We start from the raw sequence: 22,525 nt of genomic DNA on the forward strand, positions 1-22,525 counted from the left end.
TTTTTATTGGGGCTGCCAGCTTTTGTAATGCTTTTTAGCCAGACTATATAAGATTGTGTTCAGCCCAAAGGTTAAGAGATAGACAGGAAACGAGTAGCTAATCTCCCAACGATAATAATGAAACACTGAAAAAGTGACAGCAAGAGCTTCAAAACCAACAGAGGCAATCGACCAAACCAGAATATGTATAAACTGAAAAGGAGCACGAATTGGATACTTGTCATAAAAATATACATAGAAATAGCCAACGAGAGGAAAAGGAATCGTGTAAAGCAGAAAATCAAACAAATCATAGTTTGGGGTATCCATAGAATCATACACATTAAAAGGGTACGAGGACGACAGGATATTATCAACGGCTCGTCCCAAATAGGAGTTGAAAATCATAATAAGCAGTGCAATGGGAAGTGGAATTCGCTTAGGAAGCATGCAATATAGCAGGATCAAAGCGATCATAATGATTGTAGCAAAGCCTTCGTTTGCGTCAAAAGTAATCGGTGGAATTAAGATCATACAGGCTGTTTGTCCCTACCTTTCAACCATCGTAGTACGTACATGAGTCCCACAGTAGAAACGATAAAAGTTAGCCAAACTACTAAAGACCACCAAAATTTCCAGTCTACGACATATACATAACCCGCAAGTTCCATAACAATATGCATACTTGCTAATATGAAGGTATAAACACTAGTGAGAATCAAGCGCTGCCACTTACGGCTCATTTTTAAATAAAAATGCAGAAACCAAATCATGGACATAGGAAATAATAATAAATAATAAAACATGGTATCCCAAAATATTTGGTAAGTGCGAAAAGGTACAATCAGCTGTAAATTCGTTACGACAATTTCAGAAAAATCTTCCCCGAACAGTGAGACCCAGAACCAATAGATTAAAACTTCGAAAAGACTCATGTTTTTTTTAACATATACATATGCGATGAATAGCAGTAGAAATAAACTGATATTAATGACTGAGAACATAGGCGTAGTTATATTCCTTTGCAAACGGATTTGACAAGTAAAAGTAGTTTGACCCATCACGACTGATTCTATGAGACAAAAAAAGTCAGAACTTCGCCCATTGGGCAAGGATCTGACTTCTGATTTTTTATTCAACTAAAGCGATTAGTTTCCTTTATGCAACAAGTGCAAACGGTATACATATTCGAAAAGAAACTCGAATGCTTCGAGATGACGCTTAGCTTCAAAAGCATTCGCTCCCCAGGCATAAATACCATGCTTGCGCAGCACGATCCCAGGAATTCGCGGGACAATCGCACCTTCCACCAGCTCGGCGATGCGAGGGATTTCTGCATAATTGGGTAAAATGGGAATTTCGATTTGAGCTTCTTCATCCCAAATATTGAAAGCCTTAATAAGTTCAACACCGTCTACGGGTATGCTTTTACGTTCCCAATACAGTTCAGAGATCAAATTATTGAATATCGTATGTACATGAAAAATGGCGCCTGCACCTGTTAAACGGTAGATTTCACTATGAATCAAGGTTTCTGCCGATGGCTTCAAGCTTGTAGCTTCCGTCGGTTGACCTTTCTCATTTACAAGTAGAAAATCCTCAGGTGTTTGAACGGATTTATCTCTGCCGCTTGATGTAATAGCGAAAGTGAATGCGTCAGGCTCGAAGCCTCCTACACGAACAGACAGATTGCCGCTCGTTGCAGGAAACCATCCTCTGGCCGCTAAATTAGCTTTAATATCACGCAAATCAGCGAAAGCACGCTGTTTTTCTTCTAGTAAAATACTCATGTTACAGGTTCAGCCTCCAATTGCTTCATAATATCGAAGAATGTCTCAAATGGGTGATACGGATAATTAAGCTGCTTGCACATATCAATGAGATGAGAGCGAGCGAAAATCGTGTCGACAAGCTTAGCGCCCTCGAAATCCGTTATACTATCACCGATGATAATTCGCTCATATCGATTAGCGTCATAAGCGCGAATAATGCTTGTTTTGCACATCCCACAGTCTGTTGCACAATGCTCGTCACAACGGTTTGGCCACAAAATCTCAATGGTGCTTCCTTCGAATGTGCTGGCATTGCAGTAGATATGCTCAATTGGGATTGCAAAGGGCTTTAGCAAAGGATAGATAAAAAAATCGATACCGCCACTAGTAATTAAAAGCTTGATATTCTGTTCTTTGCAATAATTTACGAATTCTTTGAATCCATCACGAATCACGGCGTTATTGATCGCATATTCGACAATCTCATCCTTACGGGAAGTAGGGAGGAGGGCGAACATGTCACCAACACCTTGACGTATGGATATACTTTTGTCCAAAATTCGTTCAACGATGGCTTCCCAACCAGCTGGGTTGAAATGCTTCATGATGGCAACGATGTTATCGTTCACGGTAATGGTGCCATCAAAGTCGCAAAAAATAATGCGTTCCTTACTCATTCTCGAATCCCCCAAGTGTCAATAGCAGATTGTAACTCTGGATGTATTTGGGCATAGTCTTGAAGTGTCTTTCCTTGGATGGTCGCGTCAATCGCTTGACGGAAGGCTTGCCCGCCCGCGATCGTACCCAGTGGATGTCCATGGATGCCTCCACCCGCATTGACGATGACATCCTTGCCAAAATCACGCAGAATAAGCGGGACAAGACCAGGGTGAATACCTGCGGAAGGGACAGGAAAGCTTGAAGCTAGATTCAATTGTACATCGACAGGAGCGTTATAGATGTAATCTTTTCGTAAATCATCTGTTAGAAGCGCATGCTTAATCGCCATGTTCTCTTCCCTAGGCATAACGACAGAGCCATAAGGAGAAGGGAACAGCACCAGATCTGCTCCAGCCAACCGCATAAGCTTGCCAAGCAGCACCGAAGCGGATATCCCATAGTGGGGTGAAGGATAAGTAGCACCTGCCATGGCTGGATGTGCCATGATCGGAATCGTTATCTCCGGGTCGGAGCTTAACTCATGCAGCGTATCGAAACCGTAAGCTAATACATTAAATAGTAAAGCGTTAGCTCCAGCACTGATAGCTTTTTTGGCTTGGGCTGCAAGCTTGGATGTAGGTCCAGTTAAATTGACAGCATAGAGCAGCTTTTGACCGGTTTCTTTGGTGGCTTGTGCGGCTGCTTCCAGGCAAATCTCTATCCGTTTCTCCAATGGCGTTAATGGATTTTCAAATAGAATTTCATCATCTTTAATGAGATCCACACCGCCGGCTGCTTGCAAATAAAATTGTTCGTGCAGAGCTGGAAGCTCATACCCGACAACCGATTTAAAGATACTCATTAATAAAGGGCGATCATGCACACCAAGAAGGTCTCGCACACCTTGCATCCCGAATTTGGGACCGGCGAAGGCAGATAAGAAGTCAGATGAGAAGGATAAGTCAATAAGCTTTATTTTACCGTCCATCGATAGCTTTCCGAATACAGTGACCAACAAGGCAGGGATGTCCCGACTGAAGTTCACATCAGGATAGGCGATTGTGATATCGGCATAGCGGTTTGAAATAGCTTCTCCCTGAGCAGGCTCATGGACTTCAACCGAAATGACTTTTCCTAAATGCTTCTCCATTTGCGCTTTTTGTGCTTCGGGCAGTTCGGTCCAGCTGCCAACCGTAAGGCCGACAGCGATGCTTGTTGCTTTTTTATGAAAATCGGCTTTCTCATCGAAACTCCGATAGGTGGCTAGACAATATGCGTTCATTGTAAACTTTCACCTGCTTTAGATAGAATTAGATCTCAAAAAAACTTAGGAGGATTTCGCTACAGGGCTTGGCGCAGCAATTTGTTCGCCCATTTCTTTGGCTCGCTCTGCCGAACGAAACACCGCTTGTGAGATGGCTTCACTAAACTGAAAACGATCCAAAGCTTCTATGGAAGCTTGCGTTGCTCCATTTGGCGATGTGACCTTGCGACGCAGTTCAGCAGGATTTTCTTGCGTTAACTGAACCATATGCGCGGCTCCGAGCACCGTTTGAAGTGTTAATTGATGTGCATCTTCTGCGGTAAGACCGCCTTCAATGCCAGCTTTGATCATAGCTTCCATGAAATAGTAGACATAGGCAGGACCGCTGCCGGATACGCCTGTCAGAATTTCTAATTTCTCTTCTTCCACGATCGTTACAATACCAACAGCCTCAAACATTTGGGTTGCCACTTGTCTGAATGTAGCATTAACCTTCGAGGAGAAGCTCATCCCTGTAGCACCTAGACCAATTGTGCTGGACGTATTCGGCATCGTGCGAACAATCGGCATATTGGTTTGCAGCAGAGCTTCTGTTTTCGCGATAGAGAGCCCGGCAATGACCGAAACGAGAAGCTGCTGCTCGTTCAGAAGCGGCTGCAGCTCGGCGAAGGCATTCTCCACATCCTTGGGCTTCATGCAGAGAACGACAACATCGGCTTCGCGTAGGAAGGTTTCCTTCGTTAACGGGTCTGATGTTGCCTGCAGACCGTATTCTGATCGTAGAAAAGCTAACCGGTCTTGATCCGAGCGATTCATTACAAATAGATTATGGGGATCAGCGACTTTGGTTTCAATGAGTCCGCGGATGATCGCTTCCGCCATCGAACCGGCGCCGACAAAGGCTATTTTGGTTTGGGATAAAGTAGTGGACATCGTTCATTCCTCCTTGATTTTGAAGTGTTATTCGCGTATTTGTCCGCTTCCATAAACGCGGTATTTGGTTGAAGTTAATGACGGTAGCCCCATGGGTCCGCGAGCGTGAAGCTTTTGGGTGGAGATGCCGATTTCCGCTCCGAAGCCGAATTCAAAACCATCGGTGAAACGAGTCGAAGCATTGTGATAAACCGCCGCTGCATCCACTTCCTGTAAAAATCTTTCGGCATTAGCCGCATCTTCCGTCACGATACATTCGGAGTGCATCGTACCGTATTCACGAATGTGATCAAGGGCTTCATCTAGATCCTTCACAACTTTAATGTTAAGAATGTAGTCCCCATATTCGGTTTTCCAGTCTTCGATTTCGGCAACCTGCATGCTAGGCACTAACTCACGAGCACGTTCATTACCTTTAAGCGCTACATGAGCACCTTTGAAAGCCTCCGCAATGGCACTTAAATGCTTTTCTGCAATCGCCTCATGCACAAGTAATGTTTCCATGCTATTGCAAACAGAAGGACGCTGAGCTTTGGCGTTGATCCCGATGCGAACCGCCATATCGAGCTGTGCACTTTCATCTATAAAAGTATGACATACACCCGCACCTGTTTCAATGACAGGGACAGAGGCGTTATTGACAACATTTTGAATAAGTGAATGCCCGCCTCTTGGAATAAGCACATCGATGAGACCATTCAATTTCAACATTTCATCCACAGAGCTGCGGTTTGCGCTTAGAATTAATTGAAGGGCATCAGCGGGAATGGCAGAACGGCTTAATGCACCGTGCAGAACTTCAACGATTTTCTCATTGGAAAATAAAGCAGAAGAACCGCCACGCAGAACGACTGCGTTGCCTGTCTTAAGACACAAACCAGCTGCATCAACGGTCACGTTTGGTCTTGCTTCATATATAATGCCGACCACGCCAAGGGGCACACGGATTTTGCGAATACGCAATCCGTTTGGACGTTCAAATGCTTCCAACGTATCCCCAACCGGATCGGGGAGCTCGGCTATTTGGCGCAGCCCTTCAGCGATCGCTGCGATACGGGATTCATTCAGGGCTAGACGATCGAGTAGAGAAGCGCTTGTGCCTAACTCTTTGCCTCGCTGCAAATCTTTAGCGTTCGCTTCGATAATCGCTTGCTGCTCCGATACAAGGCTATCCGCCATAAGGAGTAGTGCCGCATTCTTTTGCTCTGTTGTAAGATTACCCATGATCTGGGCAGCTTGTTTGGCTAATTTAGATTTTTGAACGACTTCACTCATGAGAAGATCGACCTCCTGTTTGGAATAAGGAATGGCAATGCGTAAGTATATGCTCTACAGATCGTTCATATTGACTGCCGTCTCGGCGTTCTTTACATTCTACTATTCGCTCACTTGCTTTCTTGCCGACTGTGATTCGAAGAGGGAAGCCTAGTAGATCCGAATCATTGAATTTAACGCCAGGACGATCATCCCGATCATCCCATAGGACGGAGTAGCCTGCCCTAATTAACGTTGTATAAATCTCTTCGGATAATTTCATTTGAACTTCATCCTGAACATGAATGGTCAGTAGATGAATGGAGAATGGCGTAATGGACTCAGGCCATACAATGCCTCGTTCATCATAATTTTGCTCGATAATGGCAGCTAGCACACGCGAGACACCAATGCCATAGCAGCCCATAATAATGGGCTCGAAAACTCCATTTTCGTCGCTGATCGATGCGCCAAGGGAACGGCTGTACTTGGTGCCGAGCTTAAATACGTGACCAACCTCAATCCCTTTCGCAAAAGAAAGCTCGTGCCCGCAATTGGAACATAAATCGCCTTGGGCAACATTTCGAACGTCATGAAAAGAAATCGCTCCGAGATCCCTTTCGACCTCCACTTGAATCAGATGGAAATCGGGCTCATTGGCTCCGACGATAGCATCTTTTAAGCCTTTGATAGAAGTATCAGCGATGAATCTTACATTCTGAAGTCCAATTGGACCGATAAATCCGGCAATGGATCCTAACTTCTCTATATCAACTTCGGAAAGCATAGAGACCTCATCAGCCCCAAGGGCTTGCTTCAGCTTAACCTCATTTAATTCATAATCGCCTCGCAGGAGGACAATAACTGGCATTCCATCAGCTTGTAAGGCAACAGATTTAATGATCTGATTGGCATCTATTTGTAGAAATTGACTAAGCTGTTTGATACTTGTCACTTGCGGCGTATGAACCTTCACTGGTTGCGAAGCTGATAAAATGGTATCTACTCGCATGGATATTCGATGTTCTGGTACCGTTCCAATTGCTTTTTCAATATTCGCAGCATACTGACAGGAAGTGCAGTGGACGATTGTATCCTCACCAACATCAGCCAAGGCCATGAATTCATGGGTATCCGTACCGCCGATAGCGCCTGAATCGGCTTCAACTGCTCGGAACTCCAATCCGCATCGTGTGAAAATGTTAACATAAGCGTTATACATGCTTTGATAGCTCGCATCGAGCCCGCTTTCCGTACGGTCGAAGGAATAGGCATCCTTCATGAGGAACTCACGTCCGCGGAGCAGACCGAATCGGGGTCTGCGTTCATCGCGGTATTTCGTTTGAATCTGATAGAGCGTGACAGGCAGCTTCTTGTAGGAATGAATCTCGTCCTTCACGATCGTCGTGATGACTTCTTCATGGGTAGCTCCAAGCGCAAATTCTCGGCCGTTCCGATCTTCAAGACGCATCAGCTCGGGACCATAGACATCCCATCTGCCTGAGGCTTTCCATAATTCGGAAGGGTGGAGAGCTGGCATAAGCATTTCCTGTGCACCGGCTGCATCCATTTCTTCTCGGACAATTTGTTGTATGTTGTGCAGGGCTTTAAGACCCAAGGGTAAATAGGAGTAAATGCCACTGGAGAGCTGTCGAATTAATCCCGCACGCAGCATGAGTCGGTGGCTTGCTGCTTCCGCATCTCCCGGAATATCTCGTAAGGTTGGGTTAAGCAATCGTTGTTGTCTCATGGCTGGGAGAACCTCACTTTCGTCATTAAGTCAAAGGAACCCATTCATCACGGTGAATGACTTCGATACGAGCAACTTCCACACGTTTCTGGACTTCATCAGTTGATAATCCTGCGGCGGCTTGCACCTGCCAAGCCGCGTAATTGACAACGCCGCGTCCTAGCAGCGCGCCTTCGATGCTGATTACCTCGACGACGTCGCCGGGGTGGAAGTCCCCTGCAGCGCCGGTGATGCCGGCAGGAAGCAAGCTCTTGCCACCGCTGAGCAGGGCCGCCTTCGCGCCTTGGTCAACGATGATTTGCCCTTGGGGCAGCGAGTGGAAGCCGACCCATTGTTTCTTCACCGGCAGGTTGTTCAGCGCCGTGTCGAAGTACGTGCCCTTGCCGCTGCCGTCGACAGCGTGCGGCAAATCACCGGGCTCGAGTACGCGCCCGATGAACACCGGCACGCCCCCGCGCATCGCGATGCGGGCGGCCTCGACCTTGGAGCGCATGCCGCCGGTGCCGACCGCGCTCCCAGAGCCTCCAGCGAAGCTGAACAGCTCATCGCTGATGGCGTCCACGCGATCGATGCGCTGCGCGTTCGCGTTTTTGCGTGGGTCGTCCGTGTACAGACCGTCCATATCCGTAATGATGATCAATTTGTTCGCTTTAACCAAATTGCCCACCAAAGCTGACAACGTATCATTGTCGCCGAATTTCAGTTCATCCACCGCGACGGTGTCATTCTCGTTAATGATCGGCACGACACCTCGCTGCAGCAGCTCGTCGACCGTCATCAGCGCGTTCTGCACGCGCTTGCGGTTAGAGAAGTCGTACCTTGTGAGCAAAATTTGCGCCACGCTGATACCGTGGGACGCAAATGCTTCGTGGTACGCCTGCATGAGAAGCGCTTGGCCGACAGCGGCTGCGGCCTGCTTCTCGTGCAGCACCTTGGGCCGCGTGCGGTAGCCAAGGGAGGTGAAGCCTGCGGCAACTGCGCCTGAAGTAACCAGCAGGACTTGATGACCGTCCTGCTTCAATTGCGCCAGCTCCGACGCGAAAAAACGTATCTTCTCCGGATTGAGGCCCCCGGTATCTGAAGTTAAAGAGCTGCTGCCGATTTTGACGACGATTCGCTGAGTCATATCGATCCCATCCTTTGATTGACATGTATGTAGATAACAAAAAAGACTCCCGTCCTCATAACATAAGGACGAAAGTCTGTAGCTTCCGCGGTACCACCTTAGATTGGCGCACACCGATAGCGGCTGCACCCAACTCTAGATTCCCTAAATAACAGCAGGGCACTGTTCAACTCATCGTTGACTGTTCAGGGGCGGGTTCGGAGTCGGTTCACGGCAAGCTCTCTCAGTCTATGGAGCTTACTCTCTGTTTACGTGCTTAACGGTTCCTACTATTCCCATCATAACATTGCGATATAGAAGTTTTTAAGGACTTCCTTTTTTTATTCTATCTAGAATAGCATGCAGTACAAGCGTTTGTAAAGAAGCAGCAGCCTCTATTTTTTGCTTATCCAAATAGATTCAGCTTGCCAATTCGTTGCACGGCTTCTGCTAATCGTTCTTCAGAGGATAAGAGGCCAAGCCTTACATAGCCTTCTCCGTGCGTTCCGAAGCCTACGCCTGGTGCGACGACAACCTTCGCTTCTTGCAAAAGCAAATCGGCAAGACTTTGTGAGGAATGTCCTTTTGGAACGGGCAGCCATGAGAAGAAAGACCCTTGTGAGGGGCGAGCATGCCAGCCAATACTAGCAAGAGCTGTATATAGGGCATTGCGGCGGCTTTCGTAAACATCACGCAGCTCAGTAACACAATCTTGCGAGGCCGTGAGAGCTGTTGCGGCTGCCGCTTGGATACCGCCGAACAGAGAGCAGTAGTAATGATCTTGCATCAAGTTAATAAGGCGGATAACTTCACGGTTCCCAAGGGCAAAGCCTACACGCCAGCCAGCCATATTATACGTTTTGGAGAGGGTATAGAACTCGATTCCCACTTCTTTGGCACCTGGTGTTTGCAGGAAGCTAACTGGCTTCTGACCGTCGAACCCTATTGCACCATAAGCGAAATCACTGGCGACGACAACGCCATTCTTGTGCGCAAATTCGACCGTTTCTTCATAAAAGGAAGCGGGAGCTGTTGCACCCGTTGGGTTGTTCGGATAATTAATGAACATCAGTTTCGCTCGGTTCAAATCGGATTCGTTGAGCTGTGAGTAGTCAGGAAGAAAGTTGTTTTCTTCACGCAAGGGCATGAATGCCATCTCGGCACCGGCAAGAGCAACCCCGGACCAATAATCCGGATAGCCAGGATCTGGAACCAAGCAGACATCGCCCGGATTAAGCAAACATTGTGCGATCTCGATCAGTCCTGTTTTACCGCCAAAAAGAATCGCTACTTCCGTTTCAGGATCAAGATCTACGTTGTGATCTTCCTTATAACGCTGAGCAATGGCTTGTTTCAGAAATGGAAATCCGCTGAACGGCGGATATTTATGATACAAAGGGTTAGCAGCAGCTTCTTGTATGGATGCCACGATATGCGGAGGCGTAGGGCGGTCAGGATTACCTTGGCCGAGATTAATGACGTCATGACCCGCAGCAATTTGCTCATTTGCTTTGCGTACGAGTGTTGCAAAAAATTGAGTTGGAAGTCCATTCATACGTTCAGCAGGCTGTATAGTAAATGGGCTTGTTGTTGGGGATAATTTTGTCATGATTTAATTCACACTCCGGAGGTCGGGATTTTAATTATTAACCTTAATGTAACATGATTAATCTTTTTTTCATAGTGATGAAAATAATCGATTTTACATCAAGCAGCCAATATCATAAAGTTAGTTCATAAGTTAAGGGAAGGTGCTGAAGACCATGTCGGACAACACAATAGTGGCTCAGGTTTTTTTGCAGGAATCCATACGTGCATTTGAAAATATGAAGAAGCTGGCGGATAAAGCTTTCGCACAAACGGAAGATGCTCATTTTTATCTAACGTTATATGTGGAGTCGAATTCGTTAGAAATGCTGATTAAGCACATGCATGGGAACATGTTGTCACGGTGGACAGATTTCTTAACAACGGATGGGGAAAAGGAAACACGCCAGCGTGACGGTGAATTTGAAAGCAGCCAAGACACGCGGAAAGAGCTCATTTCCAAGTGGGAGGAAGGCTGGCAGGTTCTGTTTGATACATTGCACGCACTCACTCCGGATGATGTTCTTAGGACTGTTCAAATTCGAGGCGAAGGGCATTCTGTGCTTCAAGCCATTCAGCGCCAAGTGTCTCATTATGGCTACCATGTGGGTCAAATCGTTCTGCTCAGTAAGCATTGGGCAAAGTCTCATTGGGAGACTTTAAGTATAGCAAGAGGACAATCCAAAGCGTTCAAACCATCATGAGTTCCATTGAGTTCAAACAAAAATTAGACTACTATAGAGAGATATTGGTAAACTGACCGCTGGAAGGAGTCTTCACCATATGTCTGAATCACAATTACTTCATATTGCACTTATTCAAATGGATATTCAAATCGGAGAACCCGATACGAACTTTGCTCAATTGGAGAAGCTTCTACATCAAGCGGTGAGTGGAGATCAAAAGCCTGATGTGATCGTATTCCCTGAGATGTGGAACACCGGCTACGCCTTAACGGAGATTCAGCAGTTGGCTGATCCTAACGGTGTTAGGACGAAAGCCTTTTTGAGTGATTTCGCCCGGACCCATCATGTCAATATTATCGGCGGATCCATTGCAGATAAAAGAGACGATCGTGTTCTGAACACGATTTATGCGTTTGATCGTGAAGGCGCGGAAACTGCCGAGTATTCCAAAATTCACTTGTTCCGTCTTATGGACGAGGAAAAGTTTCTACATAGCGGCGACCAGCTTGGCCGATTTGAACTTGAAGGTGTTCCTGCTGGCGCGATGATCTGCTATGACATTCGTTTCCCTGAGCTTGCGCGCAAATTAGCGCTGGATGGGGCACGAATTTTATTCGTACCTGCGGAATGGCCGCACCCTCGTTTGCACCACTGGCGTACGCTGCTCATGGCCAGAGCCATTGAGAATCAAATGTATGTCGTTTCCTGTAATCGTGTTGGGACGAGTGGAACGACGAATTTCTTTGGGCACTCGATGGTGATCGATCCTTGGGGCGAAGTGCTGGTGGAAGGCGATGAGAGCGAAGCGATTTTGCATGCAACCATCGATTTGACGGAAGTCGTACGTGTTCGCGCTAAAATTCCGGTCTTCGAAGACCGTCGTCCACATTTGTACTAGTCTAAATAAAAATGTACCTGCAACTATTTGATTTTTTGTCGGTTTTTCTGTAAACTAAAGCCAATTGAATGATCAATTGTGGCTGTGAAGGATGAATAGTACTTGAACAACTTCAAGTTCAGCGAGCTGGGGACGGTGAGAGCCCAGATTGAAGCTCAAGGAAAAGGCTATCCGGAGCCAATGCGATAAAGGGGATACGCTGCTTTAATGGTGTATCAACTAGGGTGGAACCGCGGGTGCGTAAGGCTCTCGTCCCTAGGCATTATTTGATGCCTTTGGATGTTGAGCTTTTTTTGCGTCTGCTCATATCCAAAGGGTCGTCAAAGGTCATTGACCTATAAACGAGAAGCTGAAGGAGCGAATGAACAATGAGCGTTACTATGGATCAAGTTGTAGCATTAGCAAAGCACAGAGGTTTTGTATTCCCAGGATCAGAGGTGTATGGCGGTTTGGCCAACACATGGGATTACGGTCCGCTTGGTGTCGAGCTAAAAAACAACATCAAGCGCGCTTGGTGGAAAAAATTTATTCAAGAATCCCCGTATAACGTGGGTCTTGATGCAGCGATTTTGATGAACCCGCAAGCTTGGGTAGCATCCGGCCACGTAGGTAATTTCAACGATCCAATGATTGATTGCAAAAGCTGTAAAGCTCGTCACCGTGCGGATAAATTGATTGAAAATAAACTAGCTGAGAAAGATATCGAAATCATCGTTGACGGCATGACGTTTGACGACATGATGAAGCTTATCGTAGAGCACAACATCGTATGTCCGGATTGCGGCAGCAAGGATTTCACGGATATTCGTCAATTCAATTTGATGTTCAAAACCTTCCAAGGTGTAACGGAAGCTAGCACCAACGTGGTTTACTTACGTCCTGAGACAGCACAAGGGATTTTCGTCAACTTCAAAAACGTTCAACGTACGATGCGCAAAAAGCTGCCATTTGGTATCGGCCAAATCGGTAAAAGCTTTCGTAACGAAATCACGCCAGGTAACTTTACGTTCCGTACACGTGAATTCGAACAAATGGAGCTTGAGTTCTTCTGTAAGCCCGGCGAGGACATGAAATGGTTCGAGTACTGGAGAAGCTTCTGCCATAACTGGCTGTTGTCCCTAGGTGCCAAATCAGATAACCTTAGACTTCGCGATCACAACGAGGATGAGTTGTCCCATTACAGCAATGCGACGACGGATATCGAGTACAAATTCCCGTTTGGCTGGGGCGAGCTCTGGGGTATCGCGGATCGTACAGATTTTGACTTAAAACAGCACATGGAGCACTCTGGTTCTGACTTTAACTATATTGATCCAGAAACAAACGAGCGTTACATTCCTTACTGTATCGAGCCTTCACTTGGCGCAGACCGTGTAACTTTAGCGCTTTTGATCGATGCATTCGAAGAGCAAAAGCTTGAAGGTGAAGACAGTCGTACGGTTCTGCATTTCCATCCTGCACTGGCACCGATTAAAGCGGCTATTTTCCCGCTTTCCAAAAAGTTAAATGAGGGCGCGCAGGCTGTATTTGCTGATCTTGCGAAACATTTCATGGTGGATTATGATGATACAGGTTCTATTGGTAAAAGATACCGCCGTCACGATGAAATCGGTACACCATTCTGTATCACATACGACTTTGAGTCCGAGACAGATGGTCAAGTAACGGTACGTGACCGTGATACCATGGAACAAACACGGATGCCCATTTCCGAATTGAAAGCATTCATTGAGAACTCACTTCAATTTTAATACCAAGCCCCTTGTAAGAACGTCGATTGACGTGATTACAGGGGGCTTTTTTTAGATGACATAATCCAAGATCTCACTGTAAGGTAAGTAGCGTGTTACTCCCTGGAGAGGCGGGCTATAGACATGGATGGAAACAGCGGGCTCGTGGAAAGGGTTGCTTAACTGATGAATTTGCTCGCAAGGAGCTTCAAAATACTCACCTGAACCAATATAGTCATCTGTTTGGGCGACTGGATAACCTTCTGAGTCTAAAGCGTATTTGGTATTGACTAGTGATCCCTCAATTAAACAAGCCGAGCCAATGGACAAGCCGTGGTTATGAATCGCTGTTGCCTGCGAAGCAGGTATGTGAATGACAATAACTTCGAGATCTTTCGTGCTATAAACGACATTCCGACCATAAGGCAGTTGCTTGGGCTCTGTTTTATAAGCGGGTACCTCATGGAATAAGTTGTCTAAGGATTGTAGGGCTTCTTTCAGCTGTTCTAATGAAGGTTCTTGCAATTTACAGAATGTCTGCTCAATTGCTCTTAATAAGGTCATGGTTTCCGCCTCCTGGGCTAATGCTATCTTTTTATCATTTTTTATTGGGGAATGGATAAGTTTTGTTTATATATCATATGCATTCGGAGGTCAAAGGGTTAGAGGAATCTGTGGAATTTCATCAATTTGGTATGTAATCGGTCTGTGGACTGGGATTTTTTTCTACTCTGGTGCGATTTCTTGAAGAGATTGTTATGTCAAAATGGAGTTGTGTGGAGGGATGTTTGAAAGAGAGGATGAGATTAATAATGGTGGATGTGAAAGAACAAGACACGAAAGCGATACACGCCATTTTCGAGGCGCTGGGCAAAGCATGGAATGAACATAATGGGCAGGCGTTTGGTTTATGTTTTACAGAAGATGCGGACTATGTGACCTTCAACGGACAGCATATAAAGGGACGCCAAGACATTACGGAAATTCATCAGAAGCTGTTCAATGGTGTGTTAAGAGGCTCGTCCATGATGAATGGTGGTTCAGTTCAAATCCGATTTCTAACTCCCGACATGGCTATTGCTCATTGTGTTGGAGCTGTTAAACTCAGATGGCAGAAATTAGCACCAATGAACAGAGATTCCATCAATACGAATGTGATAGTAAAAGAAAAAGGCGATTGGAAAATTGCAGCTTTTCACAATTGCCGCATCCAACCGCCGAATTTTATTCAAAAATGGTTTATGAAGTAATCTCACATACGAACGACTTAAATCCGGAACGGAGGCAACTGTCTGCCATCGATATCCGTGAAGCCATATTGTTCAGCTAGCGCACCTACCTCGAGAAGTTGACCTGCCTTTTGACTTACATGAGGGTCGGATGCCAAAGCTACAACCGCGCGACCGATATATTCCACTGATTCTGTTGTATGAAGTGCTTCAACTTTCATGAAATCAGGATCACCTGCTTCTAATCCATAATGTTTATAAACGGCTTCCGTACGCATCCAGCCAGGTGCTAAAGTAAGTGCGATTACATCGATATGGTTTGCTTTCAGATTCTGAGACATGGCGCGTGTCATATTCGCAACTGCTCGTTTCACCGTGTCATAAAAAACATTGATAGGGTAGTCGATGCCATAGTCAGAGTAGACGCCTGTGTTAATCAAAAGACCACGATTTTGTTCGAGGAAAAAGGTAGTCATCGCATACCGGCTTGAAACCATTTGAGCACGCAGTCCTGCCTCGAACATTTTGTCCCATCGCGACATCGGCTGCTCCCAAAAAGGAACGGAGAAATCGACATCATAATAGTCCTCATAACCGCCCCACGCATTATTAACCACAATATCGAGTGTGCCTTGTTCTTGTTTAATACGTTCATACAAAGCTCTGACATCTGCGTCAATCGTATGGTCACAACGAACGGCGATTCCTAATCCACCGCGCTGTGTAACGGCTTCGGCGGTATCCTCAATCGTACCCGTGAGATCTGTTCTCGTGGACTTCGCTCTCGTACTGCGTCCTGTCACATAGACAGTAGCCCCAGCCTCCCCAAGTGCTAAGGCAATGCCGCGGCCTCCGCCTCGACTGGAACCGGTAACTAAGGCAACTCGTCCTTGCAAGTTTTTTGTTTGCATCGTTATGCCTCCTTAGAGTTTTTTGCCAGAAAACTGGCATTGTAAGCATGAACTTAGCGTTTTTCGTCAGAAAAACTGGCAGCATCATTCGATTCGTTTGCTCAGTTTTAATGTTACAACGAATCCATGACAATTCTTGTCATAGTATTTGGCGGCGCAGGAGAGATGTATCGTTAGACTCAAGGAGAGGATGTTTTAAATGAGAAGGCATGTAGCAGATTCAAAAAAAAGAGATGTAAAAAATACATCAAAAAATGATTGAATGATCATTTTTTTGCAGAATAGATGTATTTTGTGCATCAAATATATCCATTTTCAAGGGAATTTCAATGTATTCGTTCATTTAAATGTACTTTTTGCATATATTCTCTCGATTACGCCGAAATAGTGTAAAATAGATGCACTATCTGCATCTAAATGTAAGGTGCCCGCCATTGCAACGGTCATATTAAATCCGCATGTCAGGTCAAATCATTCCCGTATGCATGCTGCATCACACGAATTTGCTCCCGAATCCAATTCACCATCTCCAAGGGCTCTTCAACGAATGCGTCCGCACCTAAACTGAGAAAATACTTCGAAAAGTACGATAAATTACTTCGATGCATGTCGGTCACTAATCGTCCACTGCCATCGTCATAAATTTCTACGTTACCAGCCACTCCATGACTACGCTCAAAGGTTCTAACACCAGCCGGGGTCAGCTTCACCCGTAGTTTCATTGTCATGGGGCCTGCCTCACGCTCCTGCCCAGCTAATAGCCAATCTCCAATTGTGTACTGTTTGAAGTTTTTGCTAGGATGTGCGGATTCTGCTCGTGCCAAGCTTCGTAAGCGATCTGCGCGAAATAAGAGAAATCCCTCTTTCTGAAAGCAGTAGGAGGGGAAATACCAGAAACCATTGGACGCGTAAATGCCAATTGGCTGCACGACTCTCTCTGTAGTTCCTTCTTTGGAGGCGTAAGTAATGCGTAAAGGCATTTCATCAATAGAAGCTTCCAATAACTGCTCTAAGAAGGGGGAACCTTGTGTTCGCGTTGGCGTCCAGAAGGATACTCGATCTTTAAGTGCGTCGATTCTCACCTTCGTATCCGTAGGGAGATAGTAATAGAACTTATTCAGAGCCGAAGTCGATTCCGCTGCAAAAGGGAGCGCCCCATAGTACTGGAGCGACTGAAAGGCGAAGAACATCGCAACAGCCTCTTGTTCGGAGAAGAGTATAGGAGGGAGCATCCGCTTCTTTAATAAGCGAAATCCCCCATTTGGGCCAAATTCGGTATAGAGCGGCATTCCAAGCTCACTCAACTCTTGTAAATCGCGGTGCATCGTGCGTTCCGAGACGCCGAATTCATCGGCCATTTCTTTCGTCGTGAACTGCATGCGCTCATTTACTGCCATCATCAACTGGATTAACCGTTGTGTTTTGTTCATTGCAGGCTAAACCTCCTTATGCTAACCGATTGTTCGCATAACCTCTTTCATTGTGGAAACGAAAGCCTCGGCCGCTTTAGAGATGTATCTGCCTTTCCGATAGGCAATAACGAGTGTGCGAGTAGGTCTGCCTTCAAGGGTGAGGTGAATCGGTGATAACTCACTGAAGCTTCTCTTTGAAATTAAAAAAGGGACGAAACCAATTCCCATGCCAGCGGCGACGAGGGACTGAACCGTTTCCATGTTGCTGGATTCGAAGACGATATTGGGGGTAATGCCAGCTTTTTGGCAGAGATCTAGTGTTAGCTTGCGAAAACCTTGCCCTTTTTTCAGAGCAATAAAAGCTTCTTTCTCTAATTGTTCGATTCGAATAGGTTCTTTACTCGCTGCTAATGGATGCGTTGGAGGTACCGCGAGGACGATTTCTTCCTCCAGTAAAGTCTCATAAACGAGAGAATCTTCTCGCAACGGCAAGGAAAGCAGTGAGATATCGGTTTGTCCATTCATCGTAAGTGTTTCTAAGTTAGAGGAGGTCTCTTCAACAAGAGTAATTTCAATATCTGGATAAGCTGTTTGGAAGACAGGAACTACGAAAGGCAAGATTGTTGAGCCCGTTATTGGCATACTGCCTACGACAAGGCGCCCTTTTTTCATTTGCGAAATGTCTTCCATTTCTTTCTTCAGCTGCTCGACCATGTCGAGAATTTTTTGTGATTTTTCAACAAAAAGGGAGCCGGCATGGGTAAGCTCAACCGAATTGGTGCTGCGCTGGAAAAGGAGGACGCCGATCTCTTTCTCTAGCTTGGATAGCTGCTGGCTTAGGGAAGGCTGTGCAATATGAAGTTTCTCCGCGGCGCGCGAGAAATTGCGTTCGATTGCGATTTGAATCGCGTATTGAAGTTGACGTAATTCCATCGTAGGGTTCATCTCCTGATATGTAATAATCATAGCTTGTTTTATTGAAGCAGCCTATAAAGCATATAAATAATATACCAGATTTTAATCTTTGATATGAAAAAAAACTCGATAGAGCACTATCAATCGTTGAGCGACTGTGTTTAGAGGTACAAACAAAAGCAGTCTGCGGACAAATCCCACAAACTGCTTTTTGAAGTATAGATTTGTATCATCAGTAAAAGAATGTTAACTGCTTCTTCTGCCTGTAACCAAATTAAAGACTAGAGATATGACCGCCAAAACGAGCAGAAGATGGATTAAATTCCCTCCGATATCAAACCCGATTCCTAAAGCCCACAAGACAAGAATCACTACAAAAATGGTCCAAAGCATAGTAACACATCCTTTTCAAAATGTCATAGTTGCTTATGCAAGTTACTAACCGCCTTTTGCAAATTCGAATCATCCTATAGGAATAATCTATGAAGCTTATAGTTATTATATCTTGGAGCTATGACGATATCCGTGCTAAACTACGTTATGAGGGTAAGACATTAACAATTAGAGCGGATAATGACAAGAGGTGACTGGATATGAGTAAAAAGACAATGTTTCAGAAGATTTGGGATAATCACGTAATTAACCAGGAAGAAGGCAAGCCCAGCGTCATCTATATTGATTTGCATCTGGTGCACGAAGTAACTTCACCGCAAGCTTTCGAAGGCCTTCGCTTATCGGGACGCAAAGTTCGCAGACCGGACCTAACCTTTGCAACGATGGATCATAACGTACCAACTAAGGATCGGTTCAACATCACAGATCCTATTTCCAAACAACAAATTGATACACTTTCTCAAAACTGCCGTGATTTCGGCGTTACATTGTTCGACCTAGACAGCCTTGACCAAGGTGTTGTACACGTTATGGGACCTGAGCTAGGACTTACACATCCAGGTAAAACAATCGTTTGCGGCGATAGCCATACATCGACACACGGCGCATTCGGCGCACTTGCTTTCGGTATTGGCACAAGTGAAGTGGAGCACGTTCTTGCTACACAAACGCTGCAGCAATCCAGAGCAAAATCATTGGAAGTACGCATTAACGGCAAGCTGAAACCAGGCGTAACGGCCAAAGATTTGATTCTTGGCGTTATTGCTAAATACGGTACAGATTTTGCTACGGGCTATGTTATTGAATATACCGGCAAAGCGATTCGTGGTCTTTCCATGGAAGAGCGTATGACGGTTTGTAACATGTCCATTGAAGGTGGCGCTAGAGCAGGTCTTATCGCTCCTGACGAAACAACATTTAACTACTTGCGTGGCCGTGAATACGTTCCACAAGGTGCAGACTTTGACGCTGCAGTAGCAGAGTGGTCTAAGCTTGTTACAGATGAAGGCGCTACGTATGACTGGGTACTGGAGTTTGATGCTGATTCCTTGATTCCGCAAGTGACCTGGGGAACTAGCCCGGGGATGGGGACAAGTATTACATCGTTAGTTCCGGATCCGCAAAGCTTCGAAACAGAAAATGAACGTAAAGCTGCTGAAAAAGCGCTTGAATATATGGATTTAACACCAGGAACGCCAATGACCGAACTGAAAGTTGACTATGTTTTTATCGGATCTTGTACAAATGGTCGTATCGAGGATCTCCGTGCAGCTGCTGCAATCGCACAAGGTTACACGGTAGATCCAAGCGTTACAGCTATCGTTGTTCCAGGTTCCGGACGCGTTAAAATTCAAGCTGAGAAAGAAGGCTTGGACAAAATTTTCACCGAAGCAGGCTTCGAATGGCGCGATGCGGGCTGCAGCATGTGTTTGGCCATGAATCCAGACGTTCTGCAACCTGGTCAACGTTGTGCATCGACATCCAACCGTAACTTCGAAGGTCGTCAAGGCCGCGGTGGACGTACGCATCTCGTGTCTCCAGCAATGGCTGTAGCGGCAGCAATCAAAGGCCATTTCTACGACGTTCGTGATTGGGAAATCAAAGAATACCAACAAGCTTAATTCTGGCTGATTAAGGCAATACTTACGATGCTAGTTTTGCTAAAGCAAAACTTTAAGGAGAATGAAAACATGGAAGCTTTTAAACAACATACAGGGCTAGTCGGTCCTGTGGATCGCGTGAATGTAGATACAGATGCCATTATTCCTAAGCAATTTCTTAAAAGAATTGAACGTTCCGGTTTCGGACAATTCCTTTTCTTCGAGTGGAGATGGGATGAAGCGGGCAACGTTATCGAGAACTTCCCGCTAAACCAAGATCGTTATCAAGGAGCTTCTGTTCTGCTCTCCAGAGCGAACTTCGGCTGCGGTTCTTCCCGTGAGCATGCACCTTGGGCTATTCAAGATTTCGGCTTCCGCGTCATTATTGCACCGTCTTATGCGGATATCTTCTACAACAACTGTTTCAAAAACAGCATTCTGCCAATCAAGCTATCGGAAGAGCAAGTTGATGACTTGTTCGCTCGTACAGCGAAGCATGAAGGCTACAAGCTGAATGTCGATCTTGAGAACAAAACGCTCACGGATGAATACGGCTTAAACATTCAGTTTGATTTGGATGAGCACCGTCGTCAGTTCCTGCTGCAAGGCTTGGACGACATCGGCCTAACACTTCAACATGAAGAGAAAATCACAGCTTATGAGCAAGCTCACCAAAAACGTTTGGCTTATAAATAAAATGTGAGAATGGAAGACGCAGTCCAATGTGCATTTGCATTGGTTGCGTCTTTTTTGTGCTAGCAGCATGAACTCAGGCCTAGCTATTGGCTAGGTTTTTTTCTTCTTCATTTTTGCAACTTTTGGCAGTTTTGCGCGTCTAATAGATTACTAGATTGTCGATTGAACGGAGGTTTTGCTGTCGGGCATGTACATATTTTGATACATTAGACATGTTGCTGCTAGTTTTTAAAAGATAGATTTGAAGAGTAAGAATTTACAACCCCAATTCCGACATTACATAGAGGTGAATGATGAAATTTCCTGCGTTTTGTTTAATGCTGCTAGTTTGCATGCTGTTTCTTCCTACTTATGCGATGGGAGCTGAATCTCCCAGTGGAATTATGCTTTATATGAATGAAAAAAAGCTGGTGTCTAACGAAGTCCAACCCCGTATAGTAAGCGGCAATACGATTGTACCTGTAAGAATTATCGTTGAAGAAATTGGTGCCAAGGTGAGTTGGGATGAACCCACCCGCAAGGTAACTATTGTCAAAGACGATATGAACATTCAATTGGTTATCGACAGTAAAACAGCCCTGATTAAAGGTAAGAAGGAAAGCTTAGAAGTAGCGCCAATCATTGAAAAAGGCAACACGATGCTTCCGCTTCGTTTCATTGGTCAACTTATGGGTATTGAATTTAAATGGGACTCTTTAACCTCTTCCGTTCATATGTTCAAAAAAGATGATTCCGATTCCAAACCAGTTACAGGCCCCATCGATGTTGGAGGTGACTCCAATCCGGGTGAAGTAAAACCTCCTAAACCGCCAGTACCGGGTACAGGCACAGATCCAGGGACGAAACCAGTCGATCCGAATGCGCACTTGTTGACTTCGATCGTGTTATCTGAGAAGGAGTTAGCTGTTGCCGCGAAAGACGGTTCTTTAGTTCCGACTATGATGAAATTAGCGAACCCGAATCGCATCGTGTTTGATTTCCCTAACACATCTTTAGATCCTTCTCTCCAGAAATTGCTAGTAAATAATACGGGGGAGCTGCCATCTAAGCATCCTCTGGTTGAGAAAGTACGCTTTTCTAATTTTTCTGATAACCCGGCTACAGTACGTATTATTTTAGATTTGAAAGGCTCAGCTGACTATCGCGTTCAGCCTTCTAAGCTTACGAATCAATGGACAGCCACGATAGTGGAACATCAGTTAACCGTGGTGATTGATGCAGGGCACGGGGATAACGATCCTGGTGCATTATCCATAACTGGCAAGCATGAGAAGGATTTTACACTCGCAACAGCGAAGAAGGTAGAGCAGCTTCTTGTTCAGGACAAACGTGTTAACGTCCTTATGACTCGCTCTGATGATACGTTCATCCCGCTGGATGGCCGGGTTTCTTTTGCTAACGACATTCAATCGGATCTATTCCTATCGATTCACGGGAATAGCGCCAAAGCTACGGTATCGGGAACGGAAACGTATTATAACAGACCGGAAAGCATAGCTTTTGCTAATGTCATCCACAAAAATGTGGTTGCCGCTGCAGGATTTCCAGATCGCAAAGTTCGTCAAGCTGATTTCAGGGTTATCACGAAAACCACTATGCCAGCTGTTCTGGTCGAAGTAGGGTATTTGTCCAATAAAAACGATGAATCTGCCATGTACAAGGAAGCTTTTCAAGACAAAGTAGCGGTTTCTATCGTTGCTGCCATCAAAGAATACCTAAACCTCAAATAAGAAACGAAAGCTTTAATCGA

Annotated in this window: 21 protein-coding genes; 7 read left to right on the plus strand and 14 right to left on the minus strand. The window is 45.5% G+C overall.

Going from position 1 to position 22,525, the window contains the following annotated elements:
- Positions 1 to 3 precede the first annotated feature (3 nt).
- From G519_RS0100875 to G519_RS0100920, 9 genes are all read right to left on the minus strand, one after another.
- Positions 4 to 513, minus strand: a complete 510-nt coding sequence (locus tag G519_RS0100875) for a hypothetical protein (RefSeq protein WP_029193065.1) — start codon at positions 511 to 513, stop codon at positions 4 to 6.
- A 614-nt stretch (positions 514 to 1,127) separates the two neighbouring features.
- Positions 1,128 to 1,769, minus strand: a complete 642-nt coding sequence (mtnB, locus tag G519_RS0100885) for a methylthioribulose 1-phosphate dehydratase (RefSeq protein ID WP_029193067.1) — start codon at positions 1,767 to 1,769, stop codon at positions 1,128 to 1,130.
- Entirely contained in the window at positions 1,766 to 2,428 is a 663-nt protein-coding gene (locus G519_RS0100890) for a 2-hydroxy-3-keto-5-methylthiopentenyl-1-phosphate phosphatase (protein ID WP_029193068.1), read from the minus strand. The genes mtnB and G519_RS0100890 overlap by 4 nt, the downstream gene beginning before the upstream one ends.
- On the minus strand, positions 2,425 to 3,693 hold the full coding sequence (locus tag G519_RS0100895) for a 2,3-diketo-5-methylthiopentyl-1-phosphate enolase (RefSeq protein ID WP_029193069.1): 1,269 nt from the start codon (positions 3,691 to 3,693) through the stop codon (positions 2,425 to 2,427). Before G519_RS0100895 ends, G519_RS0100890 begins: the two co-directional genes overlap by 4 nt.
- Positions 3,694 to 3,738: 45 nt before the next feature.
- Positions 3,739 to 4,608, minus strand: coding sequence for a pyrroline-5-carboxylate reductase (gene proC / locus G519_RS0100900; protein ID WP_029193070.1), 870 nt, complete (start codon positions 4,606 to 4,608; stop codon positions 3,739 to 3,741).
- 27 nt (positions 4,609 to 4,635) lie between these two features.
- Positions 4,636 to 5,883 (minus strand): glutamate-5-semialdehyde dehydrogenase, encoded by a 1,248-nt coding sequence (locus G519_RS0100905; protein ID WP_029193071.1) that lies wholly within the window; start codon positions 5,881 to 5,883, stop codon positions 4,636 to 4,638.
- Positions 5,876 to 7,612, minus strand: coding sequence for a proline--tRNA ligase (locus G519_RS0100910; RefSeq protein WP_029193072.1), 1,737 nt, complete (start codon positions 7,610 to 7,612; stop codon positions 5,876 to 5,878). Before G519_RS0100910 ends, G519_RS0100905 begins: the two co-directional genes overlap by 8 nt.
- Before the next feature lie 25 nt (positions 7,613 to 7,637).
- Positions 7,638 to 8,738 carry a glutamate 5-kinase gene (proB, locus tag G519_RS0100915; RefSeq protein ID WP_029193073.1) on the minus strand — a complete coding sequence of 367 codons (1,101 nt, stop codon included), beginning with the start codon at positions 8,736 to 8,738 and terminating at the stop codon, positions 7,638 to 7,640.
- 385 nt (positions 8,739 to 9,123) lie between these two features.
- Positions 9,124 to 10,326: a pyridoxal phosphate-dependent aminotransferase gene (locus G519_RS0100920; RefSeq protein WP_029193074.1), complete on the minus strand. Its 1,203-nt coding sequence runs from the start codon at positions 10,324 to 10,326 to the stop codon at positions 9,124 to 9,126.
- Positions 10,327 to 10,480: 154 nt separating this feature from the next.
- Here G519_RS0100920 and G519_RS0100925 point away from each other — a divergent pair, with 154 nt between their 5' ends.
- The 3 genes from G519_RS0100925 to G519_RS0100940 all read left to right on the plus strand — a co-directional run bounded on the left by G519_RS0100925 (position 10,481) and on the right by G519_RS0100940 (position 13,639).
- A complete protein-coding gene (locus tag G519_RS0100925; protein ID WP_029193075.1) occupies positions 10,481 to 11,008 on the plus strand; it encodes a DUF1572 family protein in 528 nt (175 codons plus the stop codon).
- 79 nt (positions 11,009 to 11,087) lie between these two features.
- On the plus strand, positions 11,088 to 11,888 hold the full coding sequence (locus G519_RS0100930) for a carbon-nitrogen family hydrolase (RefSeq protein WP_029193076.1): 801 nt from the start codon (positions 11,088 to 11,090) through the stop codon (positions 11,886 to 11,888).
- A 368-nt stretch (positions 11,889 to 12,256) separates the two neighbouring features.
- Positions 12,257 to 13,639, plus strand: a complete 1,383-nt coding sequence (locus G519_RS0100940) for a glycine--tRNA ligase (RefSeq protein WP_029193077.1) — start codon at positions 12,257 to 12,259, stop codon at positions 13,637 to 13,639.
- A gap of 51 nt (positions 13,640 to 13,690) precedes the next feature.
- On the opposite strand, the gene G519_RS0100945 is transcribed toward G519_RS0100940, so the two are convergent.
- Entirely contained in the window at positions 13,691 to 14,182 is a 492-nt protein-coding gene (locus G519_RS0100945) for a cysteine dioxygenase (protein ID WP_029193078.1), read from the minus strand.
- 248 nt (positions 14,183 to 14,430) lie between these two features.
- Between G519_RS0100945 and G519_RS0100950 the strand changes: the two genes are divergently transcribed.
- A complete protein-coding gene (locus G519_RS0100950; protein WP_307720076.1) occupies positions 14,431 to 14,868 on the plus strand; it encodes an SgcJ/EcaC family oxidoreductase in 438 nt (145 codons plus the stop codon).
- A 17-nt stretch (positions 14,869 to 14,885) separates the two neighbouring features.
- On the opposite strand, the gene G519_RS0100955 is transcribed toward G519_RS0100950, so the two are convergent.
- The 4 genes from G519_RS0100955 to G519_RS49790 form a co-directional block, all read right to left on the minus strand.
- Positions 14,886 to 15,758 (minus strand): SDR family NAD(P)-dependent oxidoreductase, encoded by an 873-nt coding sequence (locus tag G519_RS0100955; RefSeq protein ID WP_036631726.1) that lies wholly within the window; start codon positions 15,756 to 15,758, stop codon positions 14,886 to 14,888.
- Between the two features lie 461 nt (positions 15,759 to 16,219).
- Positions 16,220 to 17,188, minus strand: a complete 969-nt coding sequence (locus G519_RS0100960; protein WP_029193081.1) for a helix-turn-helix transcriptional regulator — start codon at positions 17,186 to 17,188, stop codon at positions 16,220 to 16,222.
- Between the two features lie 21 nt (positions 17,189 to 17,209).
- Positions 17,210 to 18,103 (minus strand): LysR family transcriptional regulator, encoded by an 894-nt coding sequence (locus tag G519_RS0100965; RefSeq protein WP_029193082.1) that lies wholly within the window; start codon positions 18,101 to 18,103, stop codon positions 17,210 to 17,212.
- A gap of 228 nt (positions 18,104 to 18,331) precedes the next feature.
- Positions 18,332 to 18,478 (minus strand): lmo0937 family membrane protein, encoded by a 147-nt coding sequence (locus G519_RS49790; RefSeq protein ID WP_127527785.1) that lies wholly within the window; start codon positions 18,476 to 18,478, stop codon positions 18,332 to 18,334.
- Between the two features lie 200 nt (positions 18,479 to 18,678).
- Here G519_RS49790 and leuC point away from each other — a divergent pair, with 200 nt between their 5' ends.
- The 3 genes from leuC (at position 18,679) to G519_RS0100985 (ending at position 22,505) form a co-directional block, all read left to right on the plus strand.
- The gene (gene leuC / locus G519_RS0100975; protein WP_029193083.1) at positions 18,679 to 20,100 is read left to right on the plus strand and encodes a 3-isopropylmalate dehydratase large subunit; all 1,422 of its coding nucleotides are present in this window, start codon (positions 18,679 to 18,681) and stop codon (positions 20,098 to 20,100) included.
- A gap of 69 nt (positions 20,101 to 20,169) precedes the next feature.
- A complete protein-coding gene (gene leuD / locus G519_RS0100980) occupies positions 20,170 to 20,775 on the plus strand; it encodes a 3-isopropylmalate dehydratase small subunit (protein ID WP_029193084.1) in 606 nt (201 codons plus the stop codon).
- 290 nt (positions 20,776 to 21,065) lie between these two features.
- Positions 21,066 to 22,505 (plus strand): N-acetylmuramoyl-L-alanine amidase family protein, encoded by a 1,440-nt coding sequence (locus tag G519_RS0100985; protein WP_084159954.1) that lies wholly within the window; start codon positions 21,066 to 21,068, stop codon positions 22,503 to 22,505.
- Positions 22,506 to 22,525: the final 20 nt, after the last annotated feature.

It is taken from the genome of Paenibacillus alginolyticus DSM 5050 = NBRC 15375, from assembly GCF_000422905.1.
GTDB lineage: Bacteria > Bacillota > Bacilli > Paenibacillales > NBRC-103111 > Paenibacillus_E > Paenibacillus_E alginolyticus.

Bases quoted from the DNA above. Each gene is read 5' to 3' on its own strand.
- G519_RS0100960 (WP_029193081.1), bottom strand. From the start codon at position 17,188: ATGAACAAAACACAACGGTTAATCCAGTTGATGATGGCAGTAAATGAG.
- G519_RS0100955 (WP_036631726.1), bottom strand. From the start codon at position 15,758: ATGCAAACAAAAAACTTGCAAGGACGAGTTGCCTTAGTTACCGGTTCC.
- G519_RS0100920 (WP_029193074.1), bottom strand. From the start codon at position 10,326: ATGACAAAATTATCCCCAACAACAAGCCCATTTACTATACAGCCTGCT.
- G519_RS0100945 (WP_029193078.1), bottom strand. From the start codon at position 14,182: ATGACCTTATTAAGAGCAATTGAGCAGACATTCTGTAAATTGCAAGAA.
- leuC (WP_029193083.1), top strand. From the start codon at position 18,679: ATGAGTAAAAAGACAATGTTTCAGAAGATTTGGGATAATCACGTAATT.
- G519_RS0100895 (WP_029193069.1), bottom strand. From the start codon at position 3,693: ATGAACGCATATTGTCTAGCCACCTATCGGAGTTTCGATGAGAAAGCC.
- G519_RS0100950 (WP_307720076.1), top strand. From the start codon at position 14,431: ATGGTGGATGTGAAAGAACAAGACACGAAAGCGATACACGCCATTTTC.
- G519_RS0100905 (WP_029193071.1), bottom strand. From the start codon at position 5,883: ATGAGTGAAGTCGTTCAAAAATCTAAATTAGCCAAACAAGCTGCCCAG.
- leuD (WP_029193084.1), top strand. From the start codon at position 20,170: ATGGAAGCTTTTAAACAACATACAGGGCTAGTCGGTCCTGTGGATCGC.
- mtnB (WP_029193067.1), bottom strand. From the start codon at position 1,769: ATGAGTATTTTACTAGAAGAAAAACAGCGTGCTTTCGCTGATTTGCGT.
- G519_RS0100925 (WP_029193075.1), top strand. From the start codon at position 10,481: ATGTCGGACAACACAATAGTGGCTCAGGTTTTTTTGCAGGAATCCATA.
- G519_RS0100965 (WP_029193082.1), bottom strand. From the start codon at position 18,103: ATGGAATTACGTCAACTTCAATACGCGATTCAAATCGCAATCGAACGC.
- G519_RS0100985 (WP_084159954.1), top strand. From the start codon at position 21,066: ATGATGAAATTTCCTGCGTTTTGTTTAATGCTGCTAGTTTGCATGCTG.
- proB (WP_029193073.1), bottom strand. From the start codon at position 8,738: ATGACTCAGCGAATCGTCGTCAAAATCGGCAGCAGCTCTTTAACTTCA.
- G519_RS0100940 (WP_029193077.1), top strand. From the start codon at position 12,257: ATGAGCGTTACTATGGATCAAGTTGTAGCATTAGCAAAGCACAGAGGT.
- G519_RS0100930 (WP_029193076.1), top strand. From the start codon at position 11,088: ATGTCTGAATCACAATTACTTCATATTGCACTTATTCAAATGGATATT.
- G519_RS0100910 (WP_029193072.1), bottom strand. From the start codon at position 7,612: ATGAGACAACAACGATTGCTTAACCCAACCTTACGAGATATTCCGGGA.
- G519_RS49790 (WP_127527785.1), bottom strand. From the start codon at position 18,478: ATGCTTTGGACCATTTTTGTAGTGATTCTTGTCTTGTGGGCTTTAGGA.
- proC (WP_029193070.1), bottom strand. From the start codon at position 4,608: ATGTCCACTACTTTATCCCAAACCAAAATAGCCTTTGTCGGCGCCGGT.
- G519_RS0100875 (WP_029193065.1), bottom strand. From the start codon at position 513: ATGATCTTAATTCCACCGATTACTTTTGACGCAAACGAAGGCTTTGCT.
- G519_RS0100890 (WP_029193068.1), bottom strand. From the start codon at position 2,428: ATGAGTAAGGAACGCATTATTTTTTGCGACTTTGATGGCACCATTACC.